Annotated in this window: 7 protein-coding genes; 4 read left to right on the top strand and 3 right to left on the bottom strand. The window is 71.0% G+C overall.

What is annotated here, in order from left to right; genetic code table 11:
- Positions 1-73: 73 nt before the first annotated feature.
- Both ABT057_RS33440 and ABT057_RS33445 read left to right on the top strand, forming a co-directional pair.
- Positions 74-1843, top strand: a complete 1770-nt coding sequence (locus ABT057_RS33440; RefSeq protein ID WP_352347385.1) for a fatty acyl-AMP ligase — start codon at positions 74-76, stop codon at positions 1841-1843.
- A complete protein-coding gene (locus ABT057_RS33445) occupies positions 1840-8514 on the top strand; it encodes an SDR family NAD(P)-dependent oxidoreductase (protein ID WP_352347386.1) in 6675 nt (2224 codons plus the stop codon). Before ABT057_RS33440 ends, ABT057_RS33445 begins: the two co-directional genes overlap by 4 nt.
- A gap of 27 nt (positions 8515-8541) precedes the next feature.
- Here the strand turns inward: ABT057_RS33445 and ccrA are convergent, their stop codons facing one another.
- Positions 8542-9864, bottom strand: a complete 1323-nt coding sequence (ccrA, locus tag ABT057_RS33450; RefSeq protein WP_352347387.1) for a crotonyl-CoA carboxylase/reductase — start codon at positions 9862-9864, stop codon at positions 8542-8544.
- A 192-nt stretch (positions 9865-10056) separates the two neighbouring features.
- Between ccrA and ABT057_RS33455 the strand changes: the two genes are divergently transcribed.
- Together ABT057_RS33455 and ABT057_RS33460 are read left to right on the top strand one after the other, a co-directional pair.
- Complete coding sequence (locus tag ABT057_RS33455; protein WP_352347388.1) at positions 10057-11061, top strand: alpha/beta hydrolase; 1005 nt, start codon at positions 10057-10059, stop codon at positions 11059-11061.
- Between the two features lie 19 nt (positions 11062-11080).
- Positions 11081-12331 (top strand): glycosyltransferase, encoded by a 1251-nt coding sequence (locus ABT057_RS33460; protein ID WP_352347389.1) that lies wholly within the window; start codon positions 11081-11083, stop codon positions 12329-12331.
- On the opposite strand, the gene ABT057_RS33465 is transcribed toward ABT057_RS33460, so the two are convergent.
- Both ABT057_RS33465 and coaA read right to left on the bottom strand, forming a co-directional pair.
- The gene (locus ABT057_RS33465) at positions 12332-13270 is read right to left on the bottom strand and encodes a DUF389 domain-containing protein (RefSeq protein ID WP_352347390.1); all 939 of its coding nucleotides are present in this window, start codon (positions 13268-13270) and stop codon (positions 12332-12334) included.
- A 28-nt stretch (positions 13271-13298) separates the two neighbouring features.
- Positions 13299-14267 (bottom strand): type I pantothenate kinase, encoded by a 969-nt coding sequence (coaA, locus tag ABT057_RS33470; protein ID WP_352347391.1) that lies wholly within the window; start codon positions 14265-14267, stop codon positions 13299-13301.
- Positions 14268-14424: the final 157 nt, after the last annotated feature.

Genomic DNA, 14424 nt, shown 5'->3' on the forward strand with positions numbered 1-14424 from the left:
GCCCGACGGCCTGACGGCCGAAGAGTCCATTCCTTTCCTAGAACAAAGGTTCGGTGACTCGGTGCTGGAAACCGTGAGAGACACGATCAGCGACTATCTCGCTCAGGCCGCAGCACGTGCACCCGACGAAACTGCGTTCACTTTCGTGGATTTCAGCAGCGACCGCGACGGCGTTCCCTCCAGTCTGACCTGGCGCCGACTGGAGCAGCGCGTGAGCGCCCTCACGACGGCCCTGCGCCACGCCGGCGCAGCCGGCGAGCGGGTGGCCGTCGTCGCACCGCAGAACCTGGACTACGTCGTCGGCTTCCTCGCGGCCACCTGCGCCGGCGCGATCGCCGTGCCCCTCTTCCCCCCGGACCTGCCCGGTCATGCGGAGAAACTCGCCGCCGTGCTCGCCGACGCCGACCCCGTCCTCGCCCTCACCAGCCCGGGGTCGCTGCAGACCGCCGAGAAGTTCTGCGCCGACCTGGACGGCCTGCGGGTGCGCGTGGTCACCGAGCAGGACCTGGTCGCGGAGCCGGCGCCGGAGGGCGCGATGACGGGTGGGAGGTCCTTTCGTCCGCAGCCCGAGGACTGCGCCTATCTGCAGTACACCTCGGGTTCCACCCGCGTACCGTCCGGCGTGGAGATCACCCACGCCAACGTCTGCGTCAACGCTCGCCAGGCCCTGGAGGCGTACGACATCCGCGCGGGGCGCAACTGCACCGTCGGATGGCTCCCGCTGTACCACGACATGGGGCTCGTGCTGGCGATCGTGCTGCCCGTGGTGGGTCACGTCCACTCCGTGTTCATGGATCCGCTGGCCTTCGTCCAGCAGCCCGTCAGATGGCTGCGGCTGCTCACCCGGCATCCGGGAGCGCTCACCGCCGCTCCGAACTTCGCCTACGACTACTGTGTGCGCCGCGTCGCCGACGGGGAGCGCGCCGAGCTGTCGCTGGGGTCGGTCGCCGCCATGGTCAACGGCAGCGAACCCATCTCCGGGCAGACGCTCCGGCGGTTCCAGGAGGCCTTCGCCCCCGTCGGCACGGTCCGCACCGCCATGCGCCCGTCGTACGGGCTGGCCGAGGCGACCGTCTTCGTCTCCGCGTCACCGGCCGGCGAGGAACCGACCGTCACCTGCTTCGACCGGGCCGCGCTGGCGGCCGGCACCGCGCGAGTGGCCGAGGAGACCGAGACGCAGGCCGTGACCCGCCTGGTCGGCTGCGGCCGGCCCACCGGCCAGGAGGCCGCCATCGTCGATCCGGTCACCGGCGTCCGTCTGGAGGACGGGCACGTCGGTGAGATCTGGCTTCGCGGGCCCAACGTCGGACGTGGCTACTGGGGGCGCAGGGAGCAGAGCGAAGCCACCTTCGGAGCCACCCTGCACGGCGACGATCCGGGCGACGGAACGCGCCGCTGGCTGCGCACGGGCGATCTGGGGCTGTGTCACGACAAGCAGCTCTACATCACCGGGCGCATCAAGGACCTCGTCATCATCGACGGCACCAATCACTATCCGCAGGACGTCGAGCAGACCGTCGAGAGCGCCCACCCGGCGATCCGCCGCCATCACACCGCGGCGTTCTCCGTCCTCACCGATGACGGAGAACGCCTGGTCGTCGTCGCCGAGCACACCCGTGACCTGGCGGAACCCCACAGTGTCCGGGACGAGGCGACACGTGCCGTCCGGGCGGCGGTCTCCGCCGGTCACGGCGTCGCCGTCCACGACTTCGTCCTGGCCGCGCCCGGCACCGTTCCCCACACCACGAGCGGCAAGGTCGCCCGCGGCGCCTGCCGTGAGCAGTACCTCCAGGGCGCCTGGAGTTCCGACGCGCGAGCGCAGGGGGAGGCCGGCACCGCATGAAGCGACCAGGCGGAGACCAGGAGCCGGTCGAGGACACCCGGACCACCCCCTTCACCACGGACCGTCGCTCCGGGGCGGGCGTCGCCGAACTGCGGAACGCGCTGCTGCAACTGGTCTCGGAGATCAGCGGCATCCCTCCGGAACAGCTCGACGACGCCCGCCCTTTGGCGGAGTACGGTCTCACCTCCCGTGACGCCGTCGGACTGACCGGCGAACTGGAGAAGATGCTCGACCGGTCGCTGTCCGCCACGCTGCTGTGGGAGCACCCCACCATCGGACAACTGGTCAGCACCCTGACGAGGGCCGACGACGACGGCACCGTGGAGACGGACGAGCGGCCCGGTGCGTCCGGCGAAGCGGCCCCCACCGCCCCCGCCGACGAGGGCGCCATCGCCATCGTGGGCATCGGATGCCGCCTGCCCGGGAACGTGCACGGGCCGGACGCGTTCTGGGAGCGGCTCCTGGCGGGAACGGACCTGGTCGGCCAGGTGCCCGAAGAACGCTGGCCGAACTTCGCCGGCACGGCGCCCGACGCCACCGCCCTGATGGAGTCCACCACACGGTGGGGCGCCTTCCTCGACGACATCGAGGGCTTCGACGCGCGATTCTTCGGCATCACGCCTCACGAGGCCGAAGTCATGGATCCCCAGCAGCGGCTGGTGCTCGAGGTCGGCTGCGAGGCGCTGGACCACGCGGGAGTCCCCGCCCACGCCCTCCGGTCCACCGCCACCGGCGTCTTCGTCGGCCTCAGCGCCCTCGAATACGGGCATCTGACCACCTCGGATCCCGCGCGCCTGACACCGTGGACCAGCACCGGAGCCGCCGGCAGCATCGTCGCCAACCGCGTGTCCTATCTGCTCGACCTCCACGGCCCCAGCATCACCACCGACTCGGCCTGCTCGTCGTCCCTCGTGGCCGTGCACCTGGCCTGCCGCAGTCTGCGCAGCCGGGAGTGCGACACGGCACTCGCCGCGGGAGTCAATGTGCTCCTGTCCCCGGCGGTCACGGCCTCGTTCGAACAGGCCGGAGCGCTGGCCGCCGACGGCAGATGCAAACCCTTCGACGCCGCCGCGGACGGAATCACCCGCGGCGAGGGCTGCGGCGTCGTCGTGCTCAAGCGACTCGCCGACGCCCGGCGCGACGGCGACAGGGTGATCGCCGTCATCAGGGGCACCGCCGTGAACCAGGACGGCCGGTCGGCCGGCCTCATGGCACCCAACCCGACGGCGCAGGAGGCGCTGTTGCGCGACGCCCTGCGTGACGCGACGGTCGGCGCCGCCGACATCGACTACGTCGAGGCGCACGGGACGGGCACCCTGCTGGGAGACCCCATCGAGGCCTCGGCCCTCGGCGCGGTCGTCGGCGGCGGCAGACAGCCCGACCGGCCGCTGCTGATCGGATCGGTCAAGAGCAACCTGGGCCACCTCGAAGGCGCCGCCGGCATCATGGGCCTGATCAAGACCGCGCTGGCCCTGCAGCACGGCCGTATCCCGCCCAGCCTGCACTTCGACACCCCCAACCCGCACATCGACTTCACCGGCCTGGGTCTGCGCGTGGTCACCGAACCGACGGCGTGGCCCACTCCCGGGCACCGCCCCGGACGCGCCGGTGTGTCCGCCTTCGGCTTCGGCGGGACCAACGCCCACGTCGTCGTCGAGCAGGCGCCGCCGACCGCTCCGGTGCCCGGCCGGTCCTCGCGGGCCGACGCCGAGGAGGGCGATCCGCCGCACATCCTGGTGGTGTCCGCCCGTTCCTCGGACCGGCTCCCCGACGTGGCCGCGAGTCTGTCGCGGTGGGTGGCCTCCGACGACGCGCCCGCCCTCACCGACATCGCCCACACTCTCGCCTCGTACCGCCGTGGCCCGTCCTGCGCCGCCGTCGTCGCGCGGACCCGCACCGAGGCGGCTGCCAAGCTCGCCGCGCTGGCCAGGGACGAGACGGTGCCCGGAGTGGTCGCCGCGTGCACCGACGCCGCAGCGGCGCAGCCGTCGACGGCGCGCCGGCCCGTCTTCGTCTTCTCGGGCTACGGCTCGCAGTGGGACGGCATGGCGCGGCGACTGCTGACCGACGACCCGCTCTTCGCCGCCCAGGTGTCCGCGCTCGACCCGGTCTTCCTCAAGGAGACCGGCTCCTCGCTGGCCGACCTCCTCACGTCCGGCTCCGACCACACCGTGGACCGGACCCAGCCGCTGCTCTTCGGCATCCAGCTGGCCCTGGCGCAGACCCTGCGGGCCTACGGTGTGGAGCCGGCCGCCGTCATCGGCCACTCGATGGGCGAGGTCACCGCCGCCGTGGTCGCCGGAGCCCTCGACGCCGACGACGGACTTCGCGTCATCGCCCGCCGATCGGCCCACCTCGCCACCATCGACGCCGGACACGCCGGAGCGATGGCCGCGGTCGAGCTGTCCGCGCAGACCCGGACGGACGTCCTAGGCCGCTTCCCCGGCGTCGAGGTCGCCGTACACTCCTCGCCCCAGCGCTGCACGGTGGCGGGACCGGTCCAGGCGGTGCGAGACCTGGTGGACGAGCTGGCCGAACAGGGGCACCTCGCCCGGCTGCTCGAGGTCGGCGGAGCCGGTCACTCGGCCGCGGTCGATCCCGTCCTGACGCCGCTGCGCGAAGATCTCGCCGCACTGCGCCCGCGCACACCCACCACGCCCTGGTACAACACGGTCCTCGACGATCCCCGCGAACACATGGCAGCCGACGCGGGCTACTGGTGCCTCAACGTCCGCCGCCCGGTACGCCTGCAGCAGGCGGTGACCGCCGCCGCCGAGGACGGCCACACGCTGTTCCTGGAGATCTCGCCCCATCCCATCGCCGTCGTGCCGCTCACCGAGACCCTCGACGCGACCGCGGGCGGCGACCGGGCCCTGGTCGTCCCGACCCTGCACAAGAACGCCGACGACACCGTCGACCTGCGCGCCGCGCTGGCCCGGCTGCACTTCGCGGGCGTCACCGTCGACACCGGGCTGTGGCCGGCCGGCGCACGCACCCCACTGCCCACCCCCGCCTGGCGTCACGAACGGTTCTGGTTCCCCCGCCCCGCCCCCTCGGCCGACGTCCTCGGCCACCCTCTGCTGGGGGTGCGCACCGACGACCCGAGGAGCGGTGCCGCGCTGTGGCAGGCGGACGTCGGCACGCTCCGGCACGGCCCCCGGAGCACGGTCCACGACCGAGCGGTGCTGACCCTGGTCGAGGCCGCGGAACTGGTGATCGAGGCGGGCCTGGACCTGTGGGCCCGAGAGGGCATCACCCACCTCGGCATCGAGGACCTGCGGATCCACGAGTGGCTGGCCGTCTCCAGCAGCACCCCGCTGACCGTGGTGTGGGAACCGGACTCCGGCACCCGCGGCTCCGTCTCCCTCCACGCCAGGGGCACCGGCAGCACCTGGCGCTGTCACGCCTCGGCCCGCATCACCCGCGACCCCGAACTCCAGGACGCCGACCACCCCGACGCGGAACCGGCGCCGGTCCTCGTACAGCGCTTCGCACCCGAGGACCTTCAGCCTCCGCACCGGCCGTCCTACGCACACCTGCTGACCGCCATGCTGGAAGCGCTGAGCGCCGCGCGCACCCCGCCGGGCGGCGACCGCACCGCCCGGGCCACCACGCACACCGTCCCGGTCGGCGTACGGTCCCTGCAGGTCAAGGGGCCGGGCGTGCTCGACACCGGGTACGACATCCACTGCACGCCCGCGGGCGTGGCCGGTCCCTCGGACACCGACGTCGACCAGTGGCACGTCACCGCCGAGGGCGCCACGAGCGAGATCGCCGCACGGTTCGTCCAGTTGCGTCCCGTCGAGCAGCACGAAGTGCCCCGGCCGCTCGAGACGTGCACCTACGACATCCGGTGGGAGAAGTCCACCGCCCCCCTGCCGGTGGGCCGTCTGCAGCGTGCCCTGCTCGTCGGCGACGAACCGGACGCCGCGGGCGGCACCACCGCCTCGCTCGTGTCGGCCCTGGAAGCCGGGGGCGTCGACGTCACCCTGACCGATGCCGGGGACGACGACTGCGACGCCGCACTCGACGTCTGGCTGGAGGCCCCGCAGGACGGCCCGAGCGCCGTGATCCTCTTCCTCCCGCAGCACGACCGGGAGGACGACATGGGGCCACTGCGCACGGCGGCACGGCTGGCCCGCCGCCTGGCCGGCGGTACGCACCGCAAACCGCCGCGTCTGTGGATGGCCACCGTGCTGGCACAGGCGACGGCACCCGGGGAACCCGGGACACCGCCCCTCGCGTGTCTGCGCGGCCTCGTCCGTGTGCTGGCACTCGAACACCCCCACCTGCGCGCCTCCCTGGTGGACATCGACAAACAGCCCGGCGCGGTCGACGACCTCGTCCAGGAATTCCTCGCCGACGGCGACGCCGACGAAATCGCCTGGCGGACCGGCACCCGCCTCACCGCCCGTCTCGCCCGTGCCGACCTCACCCCACAGCGCAACGACCAGGTGACCTTCACCCGTCCCGACGGCGCCTACGTCATCACCGGCGGCCTGACCGGACTGGGCCTGGCGACCGCGAGCCGGCTCGCCGAGCAGGGCGCCGGGCGCATCGTCCTCAACGGACGTCGGCCCCCCGGACCCGAAGCCCAGGCCGTCATGGGCGAGTTGCAGGCCCGGGGGACCTCGGTCACCGTCGTCCAAGGGGACATCGCGGAACCGGAGGTGGCCCCCAGCCTGGTGCGGGCCGCCCTCGCCGAGGGGCACACCCTGCGCGGCGTCGCGCACTGTGCGGGTGTCCTGCACGACCGCATGATCACGGACCTCGAGCCGGCGGACATCGACGTGGTGCTGCGGCCGAAGACCGTCGGAGCCCGGCACCTGGAGACGGCCGTCGCCGGCCACGACCTGGACTGGTGGGTGATCTACAGCTCGGCCGCCGCCCTTCTCGGCTCACCCGGACAGTCCGCCTACGCGGCCGCCAACGCCTGGCTCGACGCCCTGGCCCACCGGCGCAGGGCCATCGGCCTGCCCGCCACCGCCATCGCCTGGGGCCCCTGGGAGAACATCGGTGCGGCCGCCGCGAACCCGGCGCTGGCCCTGGAGCCCATCCGGCTGGGCGAGGGAATGGACGCCCTGCAGGCACTCGTCACCCTCAACCGCACCCACTCCGGCGTCGTCCACCTCGACACCGACCGCGTGCTGGCGGCATTCCCCGGCCTGTCGGCCATCCCCTTCTTCACCGACGTCCTCGAGGACGGCACACTCGGCGACGACGACTGGGCCGGCCCCGTCGGCATCGCGGCCCTCGGAGACTCCGCCCCGGACACGGTGTACGCCCGCCTGGTCAGGAGAACGGCGGCCATCATGGGGTTCGGTGCCCACGAACTCAGCGAGACGATCCCGCTGACCGAGCTGGGACTGGACTCCCTGATGGCGGTGCGGATCCGCAACGCGATCCGTCAGGACTTCGACGTCGACCTGCCCGCCCCGTCTCTGCTGCGCGGCGCCTCCCTGCGTGAACTCGGCTCCGCGGTGCTGGAACAACTCGGCCTCGACGCCGCGGGACCCAGGGCCGCCTCCGCACCGGCAGCGCCGGACGGCACCGGGCGGACAGAGCCCTCCACACCCCGGCTGCCGAGCCTCCTCGGTGCCAGGGACGCCGCGGAGCGGCTGGTCGCGAGCGCCTGGGCCGAGGTCCTGCACCATGGGCCCAAGGACATCCGCGAGGACTTCACAGCCGTGGGCGGAGACCGACAGTCCGCCGCGGCCATGGTCGACGTCATCCTCCAGCGCCTCGGCAACGACACGGAACTCGGCCTGACGGCCGACGACGTCCTCGCCCAGCGCACCGTCGCGGCCGTCGCCGAACTGATCCGGCCGGTGGTCAACCGGACCGGCCCGTCGGCGGTCACCACCCTGCGCCCCCCACTCGCCGGGGCACAGCGCCCCCCGCTGTTCACCTTCCACCCCGCCGGCGGCCCGACCTCCGTCTACCTGCCCCTGACCGGGCTGTTGCCGGCCGGACAACCCGTGTACGGGCTGGAACGCGTCGACGAGCTGAGCACGATGGAGGGCAAGGCCGCCCACTACCTGACGCTCCTGCGGGACATCCAGCCGGACGGGCCCTACCACCTGCTCGGCTGGTCCTTCGGGGGATGTCTCGCCTACGAGGTGGCTCGTCAGCTGAAGGCCGAAGGACAGGGTGTCGGGTTCCTCGGACTGATCGACACCATCCTGCCCGCCGCTCTGCAACAGCGGGAGTCACCGGAGTTCCTGCTCGAGCGTTTCGGCCGTTTCGCCGAATACATCGAGAAGACGTACGGTCACCGCCTCGACCTGCCCTACGAGGAACTGGCGGCCACCCCGGACGACCAGCAGATCGAGGTGATCATGCGTCTGGTCGCCGACGCAGGCCTCGAGATGAGCCCGGGCATCATGGAACACCAACGGACCTCGTACGTCGACGCCCGCGTCGGCGAGCGGTACGCCCCCCGTCCCCACGACGGCCACGTGGTGCTCTACCGCGCCCGGCAGCCCCAGAAGCTGACCACCGCCCTGGATCCGCGCTATCTCCGGCAGGACGCCGACCTCGGATGGGCTCCGCTGTGCCGGTCCCTCGAGATCGTTCCCGTCGAGGGCGACCACCTGTCCGTCATCGACCCGCCTCATGTGCAGACCATCGCGCGGCACCTCACCCGCGCACTGGGGTGGCCCGCCGGGTGACCGGCGCGCCGCGCCTGTTCCGCGGGCTCACCTGCGGAACAGGCGCAACCGCTCCTCACCCACCCGGGCACGGGCCTGCGGGTCGGTGACCCCGAGCCCGGGGCGCGGAGCCAGACACAGCACACCGACCTTGCCGATGTGCTCGTTGGCCTGGACGGACCGCGCGGCCGCCCCGACCTCCGCCAGCGGATACGTCCTCGACAGAGCGGGAACGACGCCGCCCATCGCGATGAGCCGGTTGACCTCGCACTGCTCGTGAAGGTTCGCGCCGTGACTGCCGATGATGCGCTTCAGCCGCATCCACAGGTACCGGTTGTCGTAGGTGTGCTCGTAGCCGGTACTGGATCCGCAGGTGACGATCGTCCCGCCGCGCCTGGCGAGGAACACGGACGCGGGGAAGGTCTTCCTGCCGACGTGCTCGAACACGATGTGCGGGTCATCGCCGACCGCCTCGCGGATCGCCTTGCCCATCTTCTTCCACCCCTCGGGGCGTTGCAGGAGCGTGTCGTCCCCGTCGAGCACCTCCTGGCGGTTGATGACGGCGTCGCACCCCAGCGACCTGAGCAGTCGCGCCTTCTCGTCGGAGTTCACCACGCCCACCGGAACGCCGCCGCCGTTGCGTACCAGTTGGACGGCGTAGGAGCCCAGCCCACCGGTCGCCCCCCAGACCAGCACGATGTCGCCCTGCTTCATCCGCGCACCGCGGTCGCTGACCAGCATGCGGTAGGCGGTGCTGGCGCACAACGGGTTGACGGCCGCTTCCTCCCAGGTCAGAGCAGGTGGCTTCGGCATCAGCTGGCTGGCTCGGACGACGGCGTAGTGAGCCAGACCGCCGAAGTTCGTCTCGAACCCCCACGCTTTCTGCCCGAGCCCGAGCATGCCGTCGTGGTGCGTGTCGGGATCCTGTTCGTCGACATAGGCCGGCGAGATCGAGACGTGATCACCGACCTTCCATCTGCGCACGGACGACCCCGTGCGGACGATGACGCCCGAGGCGTCCGAACCCACGATGTGGTACGGCAGGTCGTGCCGCGCCTCCCATCGCCCGGTCTTCCCCATCGCCTTGAGGAACTGGAAGGTGGGCAACGGCTCGAACATGGCCGTCCAGACCGTGTTGTAGTTGATCGCGCTCGCCATCACGGCGATCAGGGCCTCGTCCGGAGCGAGTTCGGGCATCGGCACGTCCGTGACGTTCAGCGACTTGCGTACGTCCTTGTCCTCGACGCCCTCGAACATGCTGACGTCGCTGGCGCGCACACAGGCAGCCGAGAAGTGGTCCGGGAGGGGAAGCGACTCGAGGTCCGCCGCGTCCGCACCCGCGATGACCGCTTCGGACAGGGGCAATGTCATTTTCGGCTCCAATCTGGCTCGAGTCTCACGACTTGTTCCACGAGAACCGCTGACCCGTTGCTCCGCAACCGCTGCTCTGCCGTACGGGCGATTGCCCCCCGGGCGTCGCACGAACGGTGTGTCCGCTGGCAGTAAAGGAGGTATTTCGACATGCTTTGCCGAGCCTATCCCCCCTGAGGAGTTTCGCATCTCATGAAGTTTTTCGTGGTGTGCTTCTGGCTCGTCGCCGCCCTGCTCTCATCCGAGGCGAGCGCAACTGAACAGAGGGTGGACGGACCGCCCCGACCTGTCGGCGCGGAGGCGCGCGTCACCGCAGAGAGAAAAATCGACGACAGAATGCTCGACCTCACGGTCCGTTCGCCGGCCATGGGTATGTCGATTCCTGTCCGTGTCATTCTCCCCAAGAATTGGAGAAAGGATTCGAGAAGCACCTTCCCGGTTTTGTACATGCTGCACGGCGGCAATGACGACTACACGTCGTGGACGCGCGAGACAGATGTGGAAGCGCTGTCGCGTAATTCCGACGTGCTCATCGTCATGCCTGACGCAGGAAAAGCCGGATACTACAGCGACTGGTTCGCCAGTACACCCCGCTGGGAGACCTTCCACACCGCCGAACTCGTACGGCTCATGGAACGGAAGTTCCATGCCGGACGCTCGCGAGCCGTTGTGGGGCTTTCCATGGGAGGCTTCGGCGCACTCAATTACGCGGCACACCACCAGCGGATGTTCCGGTATGTGGCGGCCATGAGTTCCTACGTGGATCTCAACGACCCAGGCGTGCGTCTGGCCCTCGCGCTCGGCTCCCAGAGGGACGGCGTCGACATCAGGAAGGTCTGGGGAGACCCGGTGGCCGACGCCGATGTCTGGCAGGCCCACAACCCCGCTGCCATGCCTCGCGCCTTTCGCGGAACACACGTCCATCTGTCCTCGGGCGACAGCACGCTCGGACCCCTGGACCAGGGGCGCTCACTGGACGTCATGATGGCGAGTGTGCTGGGCGAGGCGGTGCTTCCCAAGCAGAACGCGAAGTTCGCGTCGTCGCTCCGCTCCGCGGGCGTCGCCGTCTCGATGCATCTGTACAGGCCCGGGACGCATTCCTGGCCGTACTGGCAGAACGAACTGCACCACATCTGGCCCGCGGTCCTGAAGTCGCTCGAGCCGAGTACGCGGGCGGACGCCGGCAGCGGCAGGTGAGACACAGAGAGGCATCGGCATGGGTCGGGCAGTGGTGCTCTTCGCCGCGGGGTCCCGGGGCGACGTCCAGCCCTGCCTGGCACTGGGCCGGGCGCTGACCCTTCGGGGCGACACGGTGAGGGTTCTCGCCAGCTCGCGCTATCAGCATCTGATCGCCGGGGCGGGGCTGGACTTCCATCCCCTTCCCGCCGACCCCGCCGAGATCATCGCATCCGCCGAGGGCCAGGAACTGCTCGCCGGCCGAAGCAACCCGGTGGCATTCATCCGCCGGGTCGACCGAGTCCTGCGACCCCACATCATGCCGATGCTGGAAGAGACACAGGCCGGAGCGAAGGGCGCCGACCTGGTGCTGGCACCCACCTTCGGCCTCCTCGGCGTCCATCTGAGCCAGTACCTCCGGGTACCGCACGCCGTCATCCACTTCCAGCCGAGCCAGCCGACGAAGGCCTTTCCGCACCCGTTCGCACCGGCTGCCCGGATGCTGGGGGGCTGGGGCAACCGGCTCAGCTTCGACGCGGTCGACCTCGGCTCCTGGCTCGTGTGCCGGAAGTTCGTCAACACATGGCGCCGGGACGGCCTCGGCCTGCCGGCGCTGTCCCTGACGGCTGCTCTCCGGCAGGCCCGTCGCGCCCCCGTGCTCTGCGCGTTCAGCCCCGCCGTCGTGCCGCGGCCGGCCGACTGGGGACCGAACGTCCACATGACCGGCTTCTGGCACCACGAACAGCCGTCGTGGAAACCCCCACAGCGCCTGCTCGACTTCCTGGCAGGCGGGCCCCCGCCCGTCTACGTCGGATTCGGCAGTATGCGGACCGCCGACCCCGCGGCGACCGACGCCGTCGTACGCACGGCGCTGCGACGCGCGAGACTGCGCGGGGTGCTGGCCGGAGACCCCGCCACCAGCGAGGACGACATCCTCGTGGTGGGCGACACCCCTCACCACTGGCTGTTCCCCAGGATGGCCGCCGTCGTCCACCACGGCGGGGCCGGCACGACGGCCGCGGCACTGCGGGCCGGCAGACCCGCGCTGGTCTGCCCGTTCTTCGGTGACCAGGCCTACTGGGCCGCACGGGTGCGTGAGCTCGGCGCCGGGCCCCCGCCCCTGCCGGCCGGGGAACTCGCCGTTCCCGTCCTCGCCCGACGCCTGCACGCCCTCACCCGGCACGCCCCCTACGCCGAGGCGGCGCGTCGGCTCGGCCGTGCCCTGGAAACCGAGGACGGTACCGCCCGGGCCTGCCGGGTCCTCGCCCGGTACGGGGTCTCCCGGGGGTGATCAAGGCCTGCGCAGACGACCCCGTTGCTTCTCCCAGAGCCACTTCTGGGTCAGCAGCGTCAGGGTGCCGGCCAGGATGATCCCCAGCAGGTTCAGGAGCAGTTGCTCCGAGGAGCGCAGCGTCTGATGGGTGTCGCCGTAGACCAGCGCGACGGCCGCGTTGGCGGCTGCCGGGACCGTGGTCACCGAGATGGCGACGCCGACCAGGGCGCCCGACTTCGCGGAGGTGAGGGAGAGCATGCCGGCCGCACCGGCCAGGACGGCCACGACGAAGGAGAACCAGTCCGGGGCGTAGATGAAGCCCGTGTTGGGCCGGTCGGCCTCCAACTGGGCCTTGGTGAACAGTCCGACGGCGTCCATGAAGACGCTGAAGCCCGCCGTCAGTACCATCGCCGCCGCGAAACCCACCAGCAGCGCGACGAGCGAGCGCACCGCCAGCCGTGGGGTGCGCTGCACGATCGCCGTGCAGACGCCCGCCAGCGGGCCGAACTCCGGTCCCACGGCCATCGCGCCCACGATCAGGATCGCGTTGTCGAGGACGACGCCGCAGGCCGCGATCATCGTGGCCAGGGTGATGAAGGCGACATAGGTGACGGAGAGGGTCGACTCCTCGTGGGTGGCGTCGGTGAGGTGCTCCCACAGGACCGCGTCGGCGCCCTCGCCCGGTGCCTCCGCCTCGGCCTTGTCGGCGCGCAGGGAGAGGGACAGGTCGATGTTCTCGACGGCGATCGAGCCGGACTCCTCGAGGCCCAGCCGCTGGAGCCCGGTGAGCAGTTCGTCACCGGCCTCGCGGGCGACGTCGCAGGTCACGACGTCGCCGGAGGGATTGCGGGCCGCGCCCTCCATGACCACCAGATGGGTGGTGCCGACGGTCTTCTCGATCAGGCGGAGCACCTCGGCGGTCTTCTCCGACGGGCTGATCAGGCGCAGGTGCAGCATGGGGGCAGGGTAGCCGTCGGGGTCCGAGTCAGAGTTTGCGCAGACTCAGGCGCTGGACCTTGTGGTCGGAGCCCTTGCGGACGATCAGGGTGGCGCGGCCGCGGGTGGGCGCGATGTTCTCGACCAGGTTGGGCTTGTTGATCGTGCGCCAGAGGGCGCGGGCGTAGTCGAGGGCCTCCTCCTCGGAGACCTGGGTGTACTTGCGGAAGTACGAGTCGGGGTTCTGGAAGGCGGTCGCGCGCAGCTTGCGGAAGCGGCTGAGGTACCAGCGTTCGATGTCCTCGGCGCTCGCGTCGACGTACACGCTGAAGTCGAAGTAGTCGGCGAGGCCGACCCGGGTGCGGCCGTCGCTGCCGGGGAGGGCGGGCTGCAGGACGTTGAGTCCCTCGACGATGAGGATGTCGGGACGGCGGACCGTGAGGCGCCGGTCGGGGACGATGTCGTAGATCAGGTGGGAGTAGACGGGGGCGGTGACCTCGTCCTTGCCGGCCTTGATGTCGGCGACGAAACGGGTGAGGGCGCGGCGGTCGTAGGACTCGGGGAACCCTTTCCGCGACATCAGGCCGCGGGCTTCGAGCTCTCTGGTGGGGAGCAGGAAACCGTCGGTGGTCACCAGTTCCACCCGCGGGTGTTCCGGCCAGCGGGAGAGGAGGGCCTGAAGGAGGCGGGCGACGGTCGACTTCCCCACGGCGACGGAGCCGGCGACCCCTATGACGAACGGGGTGCCGGACTGTGAGCCCTGTTCGCCGAGGAAGGTGTTCAGGGCCCCGCGGAGGCCGTCGGTCGCGCCGATGTAGAGGTTGAGGAGGCGGGAGAGCGGGAGGTAGATGTCCCGCACCTCGTCGAGGTCGATGACGTCACCGAGGCCGCGCAGCTTCTCGACCTCCTCGGCGGTGAGGGGCAGCGGCGTCTTGTCGCGCAGGGCGCTCCACTCGGAGCGGGTGAGGTCGACGAAGGGAGTCGCCTCCGGCCTGTGCCGGTGGGCGCTCCGGGGCATCGAGGAGACCGGAGAGATCACAGTCCATTGTTAACGGAGTTTGAACGGGTGGCGGGGTGGGGTGCGTCACGCCGTCGCGCCCGACGACGGGATACGGCCGTGGGAAAATCCGGAATCGGGCACACGGAGGCGTGTTCGGGGAGCTTCTCGAGCCTAG

The sequence above is a fragment of the Streptomyces sp. NPDC002588 genome (genome assembly GCF_040295925.1).
Taxonomy (GTDB): domain Bacteria; phylum Actinomycetota; class Actinomycetes; order Streptomycetales; family Streptomycetaceae; genus Streptomyces.

Bases quoted from the DNA above. Each gene is read 5' to 3' on its own strand.
- ABT057_RS33455 (WP_352347388.1), top strand. From the start codon at position 10,057: ATGAAGTTTTTCGTGGTGTGCTTCTGGCTCGTCGCCGCCCTGCTCTCA.
- ABT057_RS33445 (WP_352347386.1), top strand. From the start codon at position 1,840: ATGAAGCGACCAGGCGGAGACCAGGAGCCGGTCGAGGACACCCGGACC.
- coaA (WP_352347391.1), bottom strand. From the start codon at position 14,267: ATGCCCCGGAGCGCCCACCGGCACAGGCCGGAGGCGACTCCCTTCGTC.
- ABT057_RS33465 (WP_352347390.1), bottom strand. From the start codon at position 13,270: ATGCTGCACCTGCGCCTGATCAGCCCGTCGGAGAAGACCGCCGAGGTG.
- ABT057_RS33460 (WP_352347389.1), top strand. From the start codon at position 11,081: ATGGGTCGGGCAGTGGTGCTCTTCGCCGCGGGGTCCCGGGGCGACGTC.
- ccrA (WP_352347387.1), bottom strand. From the start codon at position 9,864: ATGACATTGCCCCTGTCCGAAGCGGTCATCGCGGGTGCGGACGCGGCG.